11 protein-coding genes are annotated in these 16,986 nt (G+C 37.3%); all 11 read right to left on the reverse strand.

The window, feature by feature from the left end:
* Positions 1-41: 41 nt before the first annotated feature.
* On the reverse strand, positions 42-449 hold the full coding sequence (rnk, locus tag ACQ7EO_RS14930; protein WP_004820092.1) for a nucleoside diphosphate kinase regulator: 408 nt from the start codon (positions 447-449) through the stop codon (positions 42-44).
* A gap of 265 nt (positions 450-714) precedes the next feature.
* Positions 715-1,968 (reverse strand): serine hydroxymethyltransferase, encoded by a 1,254-nt coding sequence (glyA, locus tag ACQ7EO_RS14935; protein WP_004820090.1) that lies wholly within the window; start codon positions 1,966-1,968, stop codon positions 715-717.
* Positions 1,969-2,128: 160 nt separating this feature from the next.
* Complete coding sequence (locus ACQ7EO_RS14940; protein ID WP_434277857.1) at positions 2,129-3,355, reverse strand: alpha/beta hydrolase; 1,227 nt, start codon at positions 3,353-3,355, stop codon at positions 2,129-2,131.
* A gap of 404 nt (positions 3,356-3,759) precedes the next feature.
* Positions 3,760-3,966: a hypothetical protein gene (locus ACQ7EO_RS14945; protein ID WP_434277858.1), complete on the reverse strand. Its 207-nt coding sequence runs from the start codon at positions 3,964-3,966 to the stop codon at positions 3,760-3,762.
* Between the two features lie 144 nt (positions 3,967-4,110).
* Positions 4,111-4,440 carry a hypothetical protein gene (locus tag ACQ7EO_RS14950; protein ID WP_434277860.1) on the reverse strand — a complete coding sequence of 110 codons (330 nt, stop codon included), beginning with the start codon at positions 4,438-4,440 and terminating at the stop codon, positions 4,111-4,113.
* A gap of 622 nt (positions 4,441-5,062) precedes the next feature.
* Complete coding sequence (locus ACQ7EO_RS14955) at positions 5,063-6,352, reverse strand: alpha/beta fold hydrolase (protein WP_434277861.1); 1,290 nt, start codon at positions 6,350-6,352, stop codon at positions 5,063-5,065.
* Positions 6,353-7,020: 668 nt separating this feature from the next.
* The gene (locus tag ACQ7EO_RS14960; RefSeq protein ID WP_434277862.1) at positions 7,021-8,343 is read right to left on the reverse strand and encodes an alpha/beta hydrolase family protein; all 1,323 of its coding nucleotides are present in this window, start codon (positions 8,341-8,343) and stop codon (positions 7,021-7,023) included.
* A gap of 681 nt (positions 8,344-9,024) precedes the next feature.
* Complete coding sequence (locus ACQ7EO_RS14965) at positions 9,025-10,464, reverse strand: serine aminopeptidase domain-containing protein (protein ID WP_434277863.1); 1,440 nt, start codon at positions 10,462-10,464, stop codon at positions 9,025-9,027.
* 771 nt (positions 10,465-11,235) lie between these two features.
* Positions 11,236-12,516, reverse strand: coding sequence for an alpha/beta hydrolase family protein (locus ACQ7EO_RS14970; RefSeq protein ID WP_434277864.1), 1,281 nt, complete (start codon positions 12,514-12,516; stop codon positions 11,236-11,238).
* Between the two features lie 779 nt (positions 12,517-13,295).
* Positions 13,296-14,561, reverse strand: coding sequence for an alpha/beta hydrolase family protein (locus ACQ7EO_RS14975; RefSeq protein ID WP_434277866.1), 1,266 nt, complete (start codon positions 14,559-14,561; stop codon positions 13,296-13,298).
* Positions 14,562-15,335: 774 nt separating this feature from the next.
* On the reverse strand, positions 15,336-16,643 hold the full coding sequence (locus tag ACQ7EO_RS14980; protein WP_434277868.1) for a serine aminopeptidase domain-containing protein: 1,308 nt from the start codon (positions 16,641-16,643) through the stop codon (positions 15,336-15,338).
* Positions 16,644-16,986: the final 343 nt, after the last annotated feature.

Raw genomic sequence — 16,986 nt, forward strand, 5'->3', positions numbered from 1 at the left:
TTTTATTTTAATCAACTAAATGCCGTTAATTTTGATAAGTATTAGAGATAATCGCCTTCTCTTTCAGGCTGATATAATATTTTTTCAATTTTAACTTTCATCAAGTGACCATCAGGCTGCGGCCATTCGATTTCCTGTCCTTCAGCCAAGCCAAGAATTGCGGTACCTACAGGTGCAACCACATTGACCTGCCCTGCCTCTCCACGAAAATCATGCGGATAGACCAAGGTAATTTCGGTTGCTTCCGTAGAAGGTGCAATGGTGATTAAAACCTTTGCATTCATCGTCACGACATTGGGAGGCATATCTTGAGGTGCAACCACATCTGCTCGTGCCAATTCCTCTTCTAAATGCTGCATTGTCACAGTCAACTTCGACTGATGTTCCAACATCGTTTCTAAGCGATGTAAATCTTGTTCTGAAATAATAATATTTGGTTTACTAGCCATGTGCCTAATTCCTTCGATCTTTCACATCATTTGGGTATAGCAGCGATGTTTATAATGGGTCTGTTGACATTTCATAAATGAATTAAGCCACAAGCCGTAAATTTCAGCATGCAACCTGTATGTCGGAAACGTGAAACGAAGTATCAATAAACTCCAATAATCTACTTCTTTTATAACAGATATTTTCTGCAATGTTTAAGCTTTTCAACTTATGGAACAACCATAAAAAAAGCCCCCTTGAGAGGAGGCCTTCTCAAGTTAATGCTTATTTAGCATAAACGGGGAATTTTGCACAGACTGTTTCAACTTTCGCTTTAACCGCATTGATAACAGCTTCATCACCTTTTGCATCAAGGATATCCGCAATCCAACCTGCCAAGTCACGAACTTCAGCTTCACCAAAACCACGTGTTGTGACTGCTGGCGTACCGATACGGATACCAGAAGTGACAAACGGAGAACGTGGATCATTTGGTACCGCATTTTTGTTGACCGTAATATGAGCAGCGCCTAACCAAGCATCAGCATCTTTACCTGTCACATCTTGCTTAATTAAAGACAACAAGAATAAATGGTTTTCTGTACCACCAGATACAACATCATAACCACGTGAAATCAATACTTCAGCCATTGCTTTAGCATTTACCACCACTTGTTTTTGATATTCTTTGTATTCAGGCATCATTGCTTCTTTAAAGCAAATTGCTTTTGCTGCGATCGCATGAACCAATGGACCACCTTGGTTACCCGGGAATACAGCAGATTGAAGTTTTTTCTCAATTTCTTCGTTTGCTTTTGCAAGGATTAAACCAGAACGTGGGCCACGCAAAGTTTTATGCGTAGTTGTGGTTGTTACATCAGCAATTTGCACTGGACTTGGGTATACACCAGCAGCAACTAAACCAGCAACGTGAGCCATATCTACAAATAAGTAAGCGCCAACTTTATCCGCAATTTCACGGAAACGTTGCCAATCTACAATTTGGCTATATGCAGAGAAACCCGCAACGATCATACGTGGTTTATGCTCTACTGCTAAACGCTCAACTTCTTCGTAATCAATTTCACCAGTTTCTACGTTTAAACCATATTGAACAGCATTATATGATTTACCAGAGAAGTTGACTTTAGCACCATGAGTCAAATGACCACCATGCGCCAAGCTCATGCCTAAAACAGTATCACCTGGGTTAAGTAAAGCAAGATAAACTGCTGAGTTTGCTTGAGAACCTGCATGTGGCTGAACATTTGCATAGTCAGCACCAAATAATGCTTTAGCACGATCGATCGCCAATTGTTCGATCACATCAACATATTCACAACCGCCATAATAGCGCTTGCCAGGGTAACCTTCCGCATATTTGTTAGTGAGTTTTGACCCTTGTGCTTCCATAACAGCTGGTGAGCAATAGTTTTCAGATGCGATTAACTCAATATGAGCTTCTTGACGGGCATCTTCTTGAGTGATTGCTTGAGCAATTTCTGGATCAAATTCAGAAATAGAGATATTGGCGAACATTAGCGAGGTCCTATGAATTAGGGCTTTTAAGCCGTGCTAAGATTGCGCGTATTGTAGCATGAAGTTTGTAATTAAACAGAATGAAGTTTGCTCCGTTTTAAATAAAAATGGCTCATGTTGAAAACATAAGCCATTTGCTCAAATCTACAATTTAAAATGTTTATTGTGCTGCAAACATTCCTTTTACATCAGCCACAATATTGTCGATATTCAAGGCATAAGCCGTACTATGATCCCAAGTAGGATTGGTAATGTAATTCACCTGCGTCGTCAGTGCTTTCGCCGTACCGTATAAAGTATCTGTTGCCACTTTCGGTACAGTGGTATCTGCGCCACCCTGATAGATAATCACTGGTGTTTTAACGAGCACTTGCAACGGTTGCGAATCTTTCTCTAAGAAAGTTTTAACGGCTGGCAAAGACATAAAGGTATCGGTTGTTCTTGGATAATTTTTCAATGAGCCATTCACAGCCGCATATTGCCCCATTGCCACGCCAAACTGTTGACCAAGTGTATCATAACAAACGGATTCAGCATTTTTTGCGATTGCATCAGTTGGTACTTTGAATACTTGGCTATAGTCTAAAGTTGGGTTTGAATTACGTAAACCCGCTGCAATCAACGCTGTAAATGTATCCAATGATGCATAGACTGGAATTTGTTGTGCTGCTGGTGCATCTGCAACTGATAATTGCCCCGCATTTAAAATTAAACTCAATTGTGAAGCAGGCGCGACTGCAACTGTACCTTTATAATCTAAATTGGCACGATCAGCATATTGTGCAGCACCTAAAGCTGCTTGACCGCCTTGAGAATGCCCAACAGTCACCCATTTTTTCGATACTTTATTGCCTAACCAGTTACGTGTTGCAACCACAGCATCTGTAATTGAGTAACCTTCACTTTTTACATTTAAGAATGGATGGAGTTCAGTTCCACTTGGCTCGCCTAAACCTTCATAATCGGGTGCAACAACCACATAGCCTTCTGCAAGGAATTTAGAAATCATTCCTTTAATATAAACATTCATTGCGTTACGGCTTGGTGCACATATGTCAGCGACACCAGTTGTACCATGTGCCCAAACTACGATAGGCCAACCTGAAGCTGGTGGTGCAGTTTTAGGAGTAAATACCAATGAGGTTGCTTGTACTTCAGTTCCCTTCACCCCTTTCATTTTATAGGTCATCACTACACTATCTGCCGCCACAGCAGAAAAATCTGTCTTGGTATATGCTACAGGTGTGCCAACAACAGGGTTTGCGATAGTGTTTAGATCCGTATTCGAAGGTGATTCATACGAATTTCCCCCACTACCACCGTTATTACACGCGGATAAAACCAAACCTGAACTTAGAATTAAAATTGATAATGCATTTTTTTTCATGTGACTTATTCCTTAAAGCACAATTTTTTTAAAGTTATATATACGGCTGAGCACGTATAATTCTTTCATAAATACGTCAAAAAAATCTGTTATACAAGTTTTTTTCTTATTATTTTTTAAACATTATTCAATAGATTAAAATGTGAGTCTTCCTTCAAAATAGAAAGCAAAGCAACAGCTTTTTTTAGCCTTTGATGCCAATATCAAAATTTAAATTTTTCAAAAAATTAAAGTTTTTTATATTTAAAATCAGTCATATAATAATTAATAAAATCTTTTTTCAGCCTATTTCTTATCTTTATTTTCGTCTTATTTCTAGCTTATACCTTATCGCAACGATAACGGTCATCCTCTATAGAAAACATTGAAGAATCATGCGAAGTATAAATAGTAAGATCAAATAATCATTTTTCTAGCAATTGCCTGTTAGTATCCACTCCCCCTTGATAAATAATAATCGGGGTTTTTACTTGCGTTTGTAGTGGTTGTGAATCCTTTGCCAGAAATTGCTTTACGATTGGATTATTTTTAAAGCCTTCTTGTTTACGCGAAGAATAACCTTTTAAGCTCAGTTCATTTGCAGCCGAATATTGTGATATCGATCCCAACATAAATTGAAAACCCAAATCAAAAAGACAAAGCTTTTCTGCTTACTCAGCAGTTTTATTTGTTGGTGACTTAAATATTGTACTGTTTACAGGCTCATTCGGATAACCGAAGTCGTAACTAACTCCTCTGTACTCGGCGCACAATCATCAACAATCTTCACGACACCATGCACCTAAACCTATCGGCCAATCTTCAGTTGACGGTGCACTTTCGGAGTTCAATAACATTATTGCTTGCCTTTCTTTTCTAGTGACGTCTTTCATTTTAGACGTTATTACTACTGTCTCAACTACATTCAGTGGAAAAGTATTATCTTTAATATCATATGGTATTGGTGTAATCACCACTGGATTTTGGATCTGGTTTATATCTGTATTTGAATTCATGGATAAATTATCGCCATGGTCATCGCCACCACAGGCAGTTAAAAATAGAGGGGATCCAACCAACATTATTGAGAGTAAATTTAATTTCATTTGATTCATCCTTGCATATAATAATTTTTATGACGTCAGTATCAACAAATTCAATTTGCCAACTCTAATTAATGGAGCGCCAGCCACAGGCATAATGAATGTTTATTTTTACACTTACATCACATTGTGCAATTTTGAAGCTATGCTTCATTATAATTATGCGAAAAATTATATTTAGCAAGTGGAACTTAATATTAAAAATTTTAAATTATTTAAAAAAATCAGAACATTATTTTTAGATTCACTAAAATACTCTTGTATTTATAGAATCTTATATTTATTTATTATTTACCCCAAGTGTTATATAACGCATATATTATGCAAATACTGTGAACTAGGGATGTGACGCAAATATACTTTTTATTGTTTTATTTTAAATATTTTTTTATCAACAACCATCTCATGGTTTAAGTTTCAATCAATTCAAGATGCTTAATATTTAAACTTCTTAGGCATAATATACTAAAAACCAGTCCAAATAATAGAAATAATCAATAACCAAAACAAAGTTTCTTAAGCCATCTTTTTTCTAAGATTAAAATATAGAGTTAAATGCTATAAAAAATACCCTTATCACTGATAATAAGGGCATTTTCACATTGTTATGGTCAACACTGAACAATTAATTGGCAAGCAGCATCTTTATATCTTCTAATAATTTCCCATTCTCAACATTAACCCTGAATACGCTAAAGTGATCCCAAGTCGGATCAGTTCTGTAATCAATTTTGGTGGTTAATGCACGTGCTTGTGCCACCAAAGTATTTGTTGCCTGAGGTAATACGATATTGTCACTGCCCCCCTGATAAATAATAATCGGGGTTTTAACCACAGTTTGCAGTGGCTGAGAATCCTTTGCCAGAAATTGCTTTATGATTGGATCATTTTTAAAGCCTTCCTGTTTCCGTGAAGAATAACCTTTTAGACTATTTCTATCATTTGCAAGTGCATATTCTGTTACTGGTCCTTCCATAAATGCAGAACCCAGCTCAAAAAGACAAAGCTTTTCTGCATTTTCAGCAGCAAATTTATCAGTCGGTGACTTAAATATTTTACTGTATACAGGCTCGGTCGGATAAAGACTTTTCATCCCCGCAGCCATATAAGTCGTTAGCGTATCCAAGATGCTATAGCCGAGTGCTTGAGTGAATGACATATCCTCCATTTCCGTTATAGCCATTTCTGACAGCTCTTCAATCAATCTTAAATTGTTTGCAGGTGCGGTGGCGACTGCCCCCCTATAATCCATATTGGCACGCGCTGCATACTGTGCCGTAGCTAATGCTGCATGACCACCTTGCGAGTGCCCCAAAACAGCCCATTTATTGGAGGCTTTATTGCCTAACCAACTTTTGGTTGCAACTACAGCATCTGTAACCGAATAGGCTGCACTCTTTACATGCAAAAATGGATGCATCTCGTTACCACTGGGCTCACCCAAACCTTCATAATCGGGGGCAACCACCACATAACCTGCTTTAACCAAGCTCTCTATCATATTATAAGTAGACTTATCTACACCCAAAATCGATGTCGTAATTAATAGATTTTTACTTGGTGCACAATTGTCAGCAACACCCGCTGTGCCATGTGCCCAAGCCACAATTGGCCAACCGCCAACAGGCGGTGCAGCTTTGGGAGTAAACACTAACGCAGTTGCTTGAGTTTCTTTCCCCGTGATGCCCTTCATTTTATAAGTCATCACCACACTCTCAGCTGCATTCGGTGGAAGAGTATTATCTTTAATAACATAGGGTTTCGGAGTATTTACCACTGGATTTTGAATCTTGTTTACATCTGCATTTACATTAGAAGTTGTGGATGGATTATCCCCCTTATCGTCACTACCACCACAGGCAGTTAGAAATAGACTAGATCCAACCAACATTACTAAGAGTAAATTTAATTTCATTTGATTTATCCTTGCATATTAATAATTTTTATGACTTCAGTGCCAACAAATTCAGTTTGCCAACGCTGATCAATTGATTGCCTTATGTGCAATGGATGTCTATTTTACAAGCACACCACACCGCACGATCCTTAAGAAAATCTGCATTATATTTATACTGAAAATATAAATTTGCAAATGAAATTTAACATTTAAAAGATTGTAATTACGTCTTACTTATTCAGCTTAAAAAATATCTAATTCACAAAAATATTATAGCAATTATATAAGCTTATATTTACCAATTTTTTATTTTAAGATGTTATTCTGCTCACAAAACTCTAAAATAGTGTGAATTAAAATTATTTTAGAAATCTATTTTTGTTCATTTTACTTTAAATAAATTCTTATCAATGTGTATTTTTATTATTTAATTTTCAACCAATTTTAGATGATTCATATCTAGTATTTTTAGTTAATACATATCTAAAACCAATCCTGATGATTGGCTAAATCAAAAGCCAATGCTGATTTCGATAGGAATAATCAATAACTCAATCAAAAGAATTTCTTAATTCATCTTTTTTCTAAGCTTAAAATATAGGGCTAAACGATTTAAAAAATGCCCTTATTATCAGTAATAAGGGCATTTTTACATTGCTACAATTAAGTATTGAACACTCACAAAATTAATCAGCAAGTAGGGCTTTTATATCTTTTAACAAGTTCCCATTTTGAACATGGGTCGCATGTATATTGACGTGCCTCCAAGTCGGATCAGTTCGGTAATCAATTTTGGTGTTTAAAGCACGTGCCTTCTCCACTAAAACATCGGTTGCCTGTTGGTATACGATAGTATCCGCTCCCCCTTGATAAATAATAATCGGGGTTTTTACTTGCGTTTGCAGTGGTTGTGAATCCTTATCTAGAAATTGCCTTACAATCGGATTATCTTTATATTCCGCTTTTTTACGCCGTGAAAAGTTGACTATAGGAGCTCCTAATGGCCTTTCAGTCCTATTTGTCCGGTCAGTAAAAGCCACAACTAACCCTGCAAGACAACGTTCTTCTGCTCGTGCAGCAGGGGTATCATACGGTGTGTTGAATAAGTTAGTATAAACAGGCTCATTTGGATAAAGACTTTTCATCCCCGCAGCCATAAAGGAAGTTAAGGCATCTAGCACCGGATAGCCAAGCATTTGCTCACCTCTAGTCTTATCCGCCAAATTCGTTTCTGTTAGGTTTTCAAGCATTTCTAAATTATTTGCTGGCGCCAAAGCAACAGCACCCTTATAGTCCATATTAGCACGCGCCGCATATTCTGCTGCACCTAATGCGGCATGCCCCCCTTGCGAGACACCAGCAACAGCCCATTTGTTGGATACTTTATTGCCTAACCAGCTTTTGGTTGCCACCACAGCATCGGTAATTGAATAGGCTGCACTTTTTAAATGCAAATACGGATGCATTTCCTGACCGCCCGGCTCTCCCAAACCTTCATAATCGGGGGCGACCACAACATAGCCTTCTTGAACCAAGCTATCGATCATATCATGAGTAGATCGATCTTGACCTAGAATGGTAGTGGTGATTAATTTCATTCGACTCGGTGCACATTGGTCAATAACACCTGTTGTGCCATGTCCCCAAGCCACGATTGGCCAGCCGCCAGCTGGCGGTGCAGTTTTAGGTGTAAATACCAATGCAGTTGCCTGAGTTTCTGTTCCTTTGATGCCCTTCATTTTATAAGTCATCACTACACTGTCTGCAGCATTTGGTGGATTTTCTGCTGCGCTCTGATATGCGCTTGGTGTACCCACCACTGGGTCTTGAATATTGTTGACATCTACATTTGGCTTATCTTCAGGTGGGATGACTTCACCAGGCTTTTCTACATTGGGTTTTCCATCATTTGAACCTGTGGATGAATTATTACTGTTTCTATTGCTATCACAGGCACTCAGCAATGGACCAGATCCAACCAACATGATTGAGAGTAAATTTAATTTCATTTGATTCATCCTTGCATATAATAATTTTTATGACTTCAGTGCCAACAAATACAATTTGCCAACTCTAATTAATGAAGCGCCAGCCACAGGCACAATGAATGTTTATTTTTTTGCTTACATCACATTGTGCAATTTTTAAGCTGTACTTCATTATAATTATGCGAGAAATTATATTTAAGCAAGTGGAATTTAATATTCAAAAAAAATTAAATTATTTTAAAAATCAGGATATTATATTTAAATTCACTAAAATACTGTTGTATTTATAGAATCCTATATTTATTTATTATTTACTTCAAGCGTTATATAACGCATATATTCTGCAAATACTGTGAATTAGGAATGTGACGCAGATATACTTTTTATTATTTTATTTTAAATAAACTCTTATCAACAACCATCGCATGGTTTAAGTTTCAATCAATTCAAGATGATTAATATTTAAAATTTTTAGTCATAATATACTAAAAACCAGTCCAGATAATAGCTAAAAGATAGAAATAATCAATGACTCAATCAAAACAAAGATGCTCAAATATTGTTTTCTAAAATTTCAACATGCTGCAAAGCAATATAAAAAATCCCCCTATTTTTCATAATAGGGGGATTTTTTATTGATCCATGGTTTTAAAAGAACCGATGAAACAAACCTATTGTTAGAACTAAAACACACTTCAAAAATTAATCAGCAAGCACGGCTTTTATATCTTTTAACAAGTTGCCATTTTGAACATTGGTTGCATGTACATTAATGTGAGTCCAAACTGGGTCAGTTCGATAATCAATTTTGGTGTTTAAAGCACGTGCCTGCTCTACCAAGGCATTGGTTGCCTGAGGCAATACGAGAGTATCTGCTCCCCCTTGATAAATAATAATTGGGGTTTTCACTTGCGTTTGCAGTGGTTGTGAATCCTTATCCAGAAATTGCCTTACAATCGGATTATCTTTATAGCCCGCTTTTTTACGCCGTGAAAAGTTGACTAGACGACCAAACAGCCCTTCTGCCCTATTTATTCGGTCACCAAAAGCCAACACTAACGCTGCAAGACAAATTTCTTCTGCACGTGCAGCAGGGGTATCATAAGGTACGTTGAATGTATTGGTGTAAACAGGCTCGTTCGGATAAAGACTTTTCATCCCCGCAGCCATTAAGGAAGTTAAGCCATCTAGCACCGGATAACCGATATTTTGCCCAATTCTAGTCTTACCTGCCAAATCCGTTTCTTTCAGATTTTCAAGCATTTCTAAATTATTTGCTGGGGCAAAAGCAACGGCACCCTTATAGTCCATATTGGCACGTGCTGCATACTGTGCCGCACCTAATGCGGCATGACCGCCTTGTGAGACGCCAGTAACCGCCCATTTGTTAGACGCTTTATTGCCTAACCAGTTTTTGGTTGCCACCACAGCATCGGTAATTGAATAGGCTGCGCTTTTTAAATGCAAATACGGATGTATTTCCTGACCGCCCGGTTCACCCAAACCTTCATAATCAGGTGCAACCACAATATAGCCTTCTTGAGCAAAGCTATCGATCATATTAAAAGCACCTGTATCTAAACGTAACATTGCTTTACTTCTACTCGGCGCACATTGGTCGGCAACACCTGTTGTGCCATGTCCCCAAGCCACAATTGGCCAGCCTCCAACTGGCGGTGCAGTTTTAGGGGTAAATACCAATGCGGTTGCCTGTGTTTCTGTTCCTTTGATGCCTTTCATTTTATAAGTCATCACCACACTCTCAGCTACATTTGGCGGATTTTCTGCTATGGTCATATATTCTACTGGTGTACCCACCACAGGATTTTCAATGTTGTTGACATCTACATTTGGCTTTTCTTCTACAGGTTTTTCGTCACCGGGCTTGCCTTCATCAGGTGGGATGACTTCACCGGGTTTACCTTCATCAGGTGGGATGACTTCACCGGGCTTACCTTCATCAGGTGGGATGACTTCACCTGGCTTACTTTTATCAGGTGAGATGACTTCACCTGGTTTTTCTACATTGGGTTTTCCATCATTTGAACCTGTGGATGAATTATTACTGTTTCCATTGCCACTACAAGCACTTAGTAATAGACCAGATCCAACCAACATGATTGAGAGTAAATTTAATTTCATTTGATTCATCCTTGTATATAATAATTTTTAGTATTTTGAATGAATATTTGATAACAAAATTGAATGAACTTAAATCGTCCAAAAGAACTAATTTATTCAAAAATTTTAATAATAATATATAGCTATGAGTAATAATTTTGCTACACAGTAAAAAATACACAAAAACTTTTCGTACCTAAACCCTATTCTAATAATCTCTGCCAACAAACCCTATATAAAAGCCCAGAATAAATCTAAAATCTGTACCATCTTTAACATTGCAAGATCGACCCAAATTGATTGAATTCAACTTGAAAATCTCAAAGAAAATACCAAGCGACCGTATTCTGAAAAGCAGATCGACCTTATAAAATTAAAGACGTGCAAGTATTTAAAACGCTTTGTAGAAATGACGCCCTTTATTTAAGTTAAAGTTCTTGAGCCACTTTTTGAGCAGAATTTTGGCTATTCCACCTCTTATCCAAACATCTTGTATGCTTTAAAAAAATTACGCTGGTCACATAAAGTAGAAGCGGTCGCAAGTAAATATCAAGTCAGGTTGGCGTATTTACCTACCTATAATCCTGAGCTAAATCCGAATTTATTTTTATTATTTAATTTTCAATCAATTTAAAAATAAAAAATGATCTTGTTAAATAAATCATATTGGTATTGAAAGTCCCTTCTCCCTTTGCGGGAGAAGGTTAGGATGAGGGGGAATTTGTTGTTGATCTATACTTTTAAAAAGAACTGATAAAAGAAGCCTATTATTCGAACTAAAACACACAAAAATTAATTGGCAAGCAGCATCTTTATATCTTCTAATAATTTCCCATTCTCAACATTCACCCTGTATACACTAAAGTGATCCCAAGTCGGATCAGTTCTATAATCAATTCTAGTGGTTAAAGCACGCGCTTGTGCCACTAAGGCATCCGTTGCCTGAGGTATTACAACATTGTCGCTACCGCCCTGATAAATAATAATCGGGGTTTTAATCAGACTTTGTAGCGGTTGGGAATCCTCTTCCAGAAATTGCTTTACGATTGGATCATTTTTAAAGCCTTCCTGTTTACGCGAAGAATACCCCTTAAGACTCCCCTCAGTCTTAGTCATATAAGCACCTACCTCCCCCAAAAATTGCATTCCTAATGGCACAAGACAAAGCTTTTCTGCTTGTTCGGCAATTTTATCAGTCGGTGACTTAAATATTTTACTGTATACAGGTTCATTCGGATAAAAGCTTTTCATCCCCGCAGCCATAAAAGAGGTTAAGGTATCTAAAAAGATATAACCGAGTGTTTTAGGCAGTGCCGAATCCTCCATGTTCGCCAAAGCCATTTCTGACAGTTCCTCAATCAATTTTAGATTATTTGCTGGCGCAAAAGTGACAGCACCTTTATAGTCCATATTGGCACGTGCTGCATATTGTGCTGCACCTAATGCTGCATGACCACCTTGTGAGTGCCCCGCAATAGCCCATGTATTGGACGCTTTATTGCCTAACCAGCTTTTGGTTGCCACCACAGCATCTGTAATCGAATAAGCTTCACTTTTTAAATTCAGAAACGGATGCATCTCCTTCTCACTAGGTTCACCCAGACCTTCGTAATCTGGCGCAACCACCACATAGCCTTCTTTAACAAAGCTATCGATCATGCTATAGGTAGATTTATCCTCACCAGTTAAAATCGAATTCGTAATTAATAGATTTTTACTTGGTGCACAATTGTCGGCAACACCCACAGCGCCATGTGCCCAAGCTACAATTGGCCAACCTCCAGCAGGTGGTGTAGTTTTAGGGGTAAAGACTAATGCGGTTGCCTGAGTTTCTGTTCCTTTGATGCCTTGCATTTTATAGGTCATCACCACACTCTCTGCTGCATTCGGCGGATAGTTTTCTGTAAACTTATAGGGTACAGGTGTGCTTACCACTGGATTTTGAATCTTGTTTATATCTGCGTTTACATTCGAACTTGTAGATGGGTTATCACTCTTATCATCACTACCATTACAGGCACTCAGCAATAGGCCTGATCCAAGCAACATTATTGAGAGTAAATTTAATTTCATTTGATTCATCCTTGCATATCGTATTTTTTAGTATTTTGAATGAATATTTGATAACAAATTGAATGAACTTAAATCGTCCAAAAGAACTAATTTATTCAAAAATTTTAATGATGATATATAACTGAGGGTAAAAAATTTGCTACACAGTAAAAAATACGTAGCAACTCTCCATACCTAAACCTTATTCTAATAATCTCTGCCAAAAAAGCTCTAGATGACTATAAAAATGCCAGAATAAGTCTAAAACCTGTACCATCTTTAACATCTCAAGAACGACCTGAAATGATTAGATTCAATTTGAAAATCTCAAAAAATAAGAAACGAACGCACTCTGAAAAGCAGGTCGACCTTATAAAATTAAAGACGTGCAAGCATTTAAAATGCTTTGTAGAAATTCCGCTCTTTATTCAAGCGAAAGATCTTGTGCCACTTTTTGAGCAGAATTTTGGCTATTCCGCCTCTTATCCAAATATCTTGTATGCTTTAAAAAAATTACGCTGGTCGCATAAAGTAGAAGCGGTCGCTAGGAAATATCAAGTTAGATTGACGTATTTACCCTAGCTATAGTTTTGAGCTAAATCCGAATTTATTTTTATTATTTAATTTTCAATCAATTTAAAACTCAAAAAATGATCTTGTTAAATAAATCATATTGGTATTGAAGGCACCTTCTCCCTTTCGGGGAGAAGGCTAGGATGAGCGGAATTTATAGTTGATCTATGTTTTTAAAAAATCCTTATAAAAGAAGCCTCTTATTCGAACTAAAACCCACACAAAAATTAATTAGCAAGCAAAGTCTTAATATCCTCTATCAGTTGCCCATTATCAACGTTCGCAGTGAATGCACCAACATGATCCCAATCAGGACCTTTTCTATAATCAATTTCGGTGGTTAAAGCACGTGCCTGTGCCACCAAAGCATCTGTTGCCAGTGGTAATACAACCCGGTCTAGATCTCCCTGATAAATAATAATAGGGGTTTTAACCACAGTTTGCAGTGGTGGGAAGTCTTTATCCAGAAATTGCCTTACAATCGGATGCTGGGTATAACCTGCATTTTTACGTGGATAATTTTCTAAATTCTCGTTTTCACGCAAATGTGCAAACATTGCATTCGACAAACTATTAGCCATGCCCAGAATACATTCTGATTCCGCTTTCTCAGCAACTTTATCCGTCGGTGATTTAAATACGATACTATAGACAGGCTCAGTTGGATAAGCACTTTTCATACTTGCCGCCATATAGGCAGTTAAAGTATCTAGTACAGAATAGCCTAAAATCTGCCCCAATAAAGTTCTACCTGTTAAATTCATATCTGATATGCTTTCAATCATTTCCAGATTATTTGCGGGCGATATTGCGACAGCCCCCTTATAGTCCATATTGGCACGTGCTGCATACTGTGCTGCACCTAATGCTGCATGACCACCTTGTGAGAGCCCAGCAACCGCCCATTTATTAGATGCCTTATTGCCTAACCAACTTTTGGTTGCGACTACAGCATCTGTAATTGAATAGGCTTCGCTTTTTAAATTTAAAAATGGATGTGGCTCGTTCTCACTCGGTTCACCCAGGCCTTCATAATCGGGTGCAACCACAACATAGCCTGCTTGAACAAAACTATCGATCATTTTCTGAGTATGCACATCTGGGAGGAAGCCCCCCTCCACAATTAATCGATTTCTACTTGGTGCACAATCGTCTCCCACCCCCACCGTACCATGTGCCCACGCCAGAATCGGCCAACCTCCAGCAGGTGGTTCTGTTTTAGGGGTAAACACCAACGCGGTTGCTTGAGTTTCCTGCCCTTTGATACCTTTCATTTTATAGGTCATCACTACACTTTCTGCTGCATTCGGTGGATAATCTTGTTTGTGCTTATATGGTACTGGTGTATTTACTACTGGGTTTGGTATGTTGTTGACATCTGCATTTACATTTGTACTTGTTGATGAATTCCCCCCCTTGTCATCACTACCACCACAAGCTGTTAAAAATAAACCAGATCCAAGCAACATTACGGTGAGTAAATTTAATTTCATATCATTCATCCTTGTTTATCATTTTTTCTATCACTTTAGTGTTAACAAATCATTTGTTAACACGATCCCCTTAGACCGCTGATCTTTTGCTTGATGACTTTTTAAATTACCTCACAACTGCTCAATATTTAAGCTCAGCTTTATTATAATTTAGCCATAAAAAAAAATATGGCAAGTGAAATTTAGTCTTTAAGTATTTTAAAATATTTAAAAAAATTAGGTAATTAGCTCAACATTCACTAGAATGATACTGTATTTATATAGGTTCACACTTGCTTTTATATTGATTAATAAACGATTACAATTCACATATTATCTAAATTTTGTGAATTATGGCGTTAAGAAAATATGCTTTTGATTGTTTTAATTTAAAAAAATTTAACAATAACCACAAAACATGTTTAAATTTCAACCAATTTAAGTTGGTTAATCTTTAGATTTATCAGGGGAAATACATAAAAAACTTCGACTAAATACAATTAAATTTAAAGTTAAACCTATCTCGATTTGATCTTTCTGCAATAAAGCATTCCCCTTCCTCAAAGCCTAAACCAGAAAACGCCTTGCTTTAAAAAAGATAAGCAGTATTCACTTTGCAAAGGAGAGGATTTAAAACTCAAAAAATGATCCTGTTAAATGAATCATATCGGTATTGAAAGTGCCTTCTCCCTTTTCGGGGAGAAGGCTTGGATGAGGAGGATTTATTGTTGATCAATCGTTTTAAAAAAGATTGATCAAAGAAGTTTATTGTTAGAACTAAAACCCACTCAAAAATTAATTGGCAAGCAAAGTCTTAATATCCTCTAGTAGTTGTCCATTATCGACATTAGCCTTGAATCCACCAGCATGATCCCAATCAGGATTGGTTCTATAATCAATTTTAGTGGTTAAAGCACGTGCCTGCGCCACCATAGCATCTGTTGCTTGTGGTAATACAATCAGATCTTTACCACCCTGATAAATAATAATTGGGGTTTTAATAAGCGTTTGCAGCGGTTGAGAATCTTTATCTAGAAATTGTCTTACAATTGGATGCTGGCCATAACCCTCATTTTTACGTGGATAGCCAACTAAACTGCCTTTATTTTTGTTACGATACATTGTCATTCGTATAATATTTTCAAGAACCATATCTGCAAGACATCTCTTTTCGGCTTGCGCAGCGACTTTATCCGTAGGTGGCTTAAATACAATACTATAGACTGATTCTGTTGGATAAAGGCTTTTCATACTTGCTGCCATATAAGCTGTTAAAGTATCAACTGCGGCATAGCCATTCATTTGAGCGTTCACATTCGTATAATTCGCCAACGCCATATCTGACAGTTTTTCAATCATTTCTAAATTATTTGCGGGTGCAAAAGCGACAGCACCTTTATAGTTCATATTGGCACGTGCTGCATACTGTGCCGCACCTAATGCTGCATGACCGCCTTGTGAGACCCCAGTAACCGCCCATTTATTAGATGCCTTATTGCCTAACCAGTTTTTGGTTGCCACCACCGCATCGGTAATTGAATACGCTTCACTTTTTAAATTTAATAACGGATGCACCTCCTTATCCTCAGTTTCCCCCGGCGCACTAGGTTCACCCAGACCTTCATAATCGGGTGCAACCACTACATAGCCTGCTTGAACAAAATTATCGATCATTTTAATAGTATGCAGATCTTCAAGCAGTCCCCCTCTCACAATTAATGGATTTCTACTTGGTGCGCATTTGTTGGCAACCCCCACCGTACCATGTGCCCAAGCCACAATCGGCCAACCTCCAGCAGGTGGTTCTGTTTTAGGGGTAAAGACCAATGCGGTTGCTTGAGTTTCTTGCCCTTTGATACCTTGCATTTTATAAGTCATTACCACACCTTCTGCTGCATTCGGTACGGTATAATCTTCCTTATCATAATAATCTTCAAGGACATACGGTACTGGTGCATTTACCACTGGGTTTTGAATGTTGTTGACATCTGCATTTACATTTGTACTTGTGGATGAATTATCCCCCTTGTCATCACTACCACCACAGGCGGTGAGAAATAGACCAGATCCCAGCAACATTACGGTGATTAAATTTAATTTCATTTGATTCATCCTTGTTTATCATTTTTTCTATCACTTTATTGCTAACAAATCATTTGTTAACATGATCCCCTTAGATCGCTGATCTTTTGCTTGATGACTTTTTAAATTACATCACAACTGCACAATATTTAAGCTCAGCTTTATTATAATTTAGCCATAAAAAATAATTTGGCAAGTGAAATTTGATCTTTAAGTATTTTAAAATATTTAAAAAAATTAGGTAATTAGCGCCAAATTCACTAGAATAATGCTGTATTTATACAATTTTATACTTGCTTTTATATTGATTCATAAGCGCTTTACAATTCACATATTATCTAATTTTTGTGAATTGTAGCTTTAA

The sequence above is a fragment of the Acinetobacter sp. CE-15 genome (genome assembly GCF_051059255.1).
Taxonomy (GTDB): Bacteria; Pseudomonadota; Gammaproteobacteria; order Pseudomonadales; family Moraxellaceae; genus Acinetobacter; species Acinetobacter guillouiae.

Bases quoted from the DNA above. Each gene is read 5' to 3' on its own strand.
- ACQ7EO_RS14950 (WP_434277860.1), bottom strand. From the start codon at position 4,440: ATGAAATTAAATTTACTCTCAATAATGTTGGTTGGATCCCCTCTATTT.
- ACQ7EO_RS14960 (WP_434277862.1), bottom strand. From the start codon at position 8,343: ATGAAATTAAATTTACTCTCAATCATGTTGGTTGGATCTGGTCCATTG.
- ACQ7EO_RS14975 (WP_434277866.1), bottom strand. From the start codon at position 14,561: ATGAAATTAAATTTACTCACCGTAATGTTGCTTGGATCTGGTTTATTT.
- ACQ7EO_RS14980 (WP_434277868.1), bottom strand. From the start codon at position 16,643: ATGAAATTAAATTTAATCACCGTAATGTTGCTGGGATCTGGTCTATTT.
- ACQ7EO_RS14970 (WP_434277864.1), bottom strand. From the start codon at position 12,516: ATGAAATTAAATTTACTCTCAATAATGTTGCTTGGATCAGGCCTATTG.
- ACQ7EO_RS14945 (WP_434277858.1), bottom strand. From the start codon at position 3,966: ATGTTGGGATCGATATCACAATATTCGGCTGCAAATGAACTGAGCTTA.
- rnk (WP_004820092.1), bottom strand. From the start codon at position 449: ATGGCTAGTAAACCAAATATTATTATTTCAGAACAAGATTTACATCGC.
- ACQ7EO_RS14940 (WP_434277857.1), bottom strand. From the start codon at position 3,355: ATGAAAAAAAATGCATTATCAATTTTAATTCTAAGTTCAGGTTTGGTT.
- ACQ7EO_RS14955 (WP_434277861.1), bottom strand. From the start codon at position 6,352: ATGAAATTAAATTTACTCTTAGTAATGTTGGTTGGATCTAGTCTATTT.
- glyA (WP_004820090.1), bottom strand. From the start codon at position 1,968: ATGTTCGCCAATATCTCTATTTCTGAATTTGATCCAGAAATTGCTCAA.
- ACQ7EO_RS14965 (WP_434277863.1), bottom strand. From the start codon at position 10,464: ATGAAATTAAATTTACTCTCAATCATGTTGGTTGGATCTGGTCTATTA.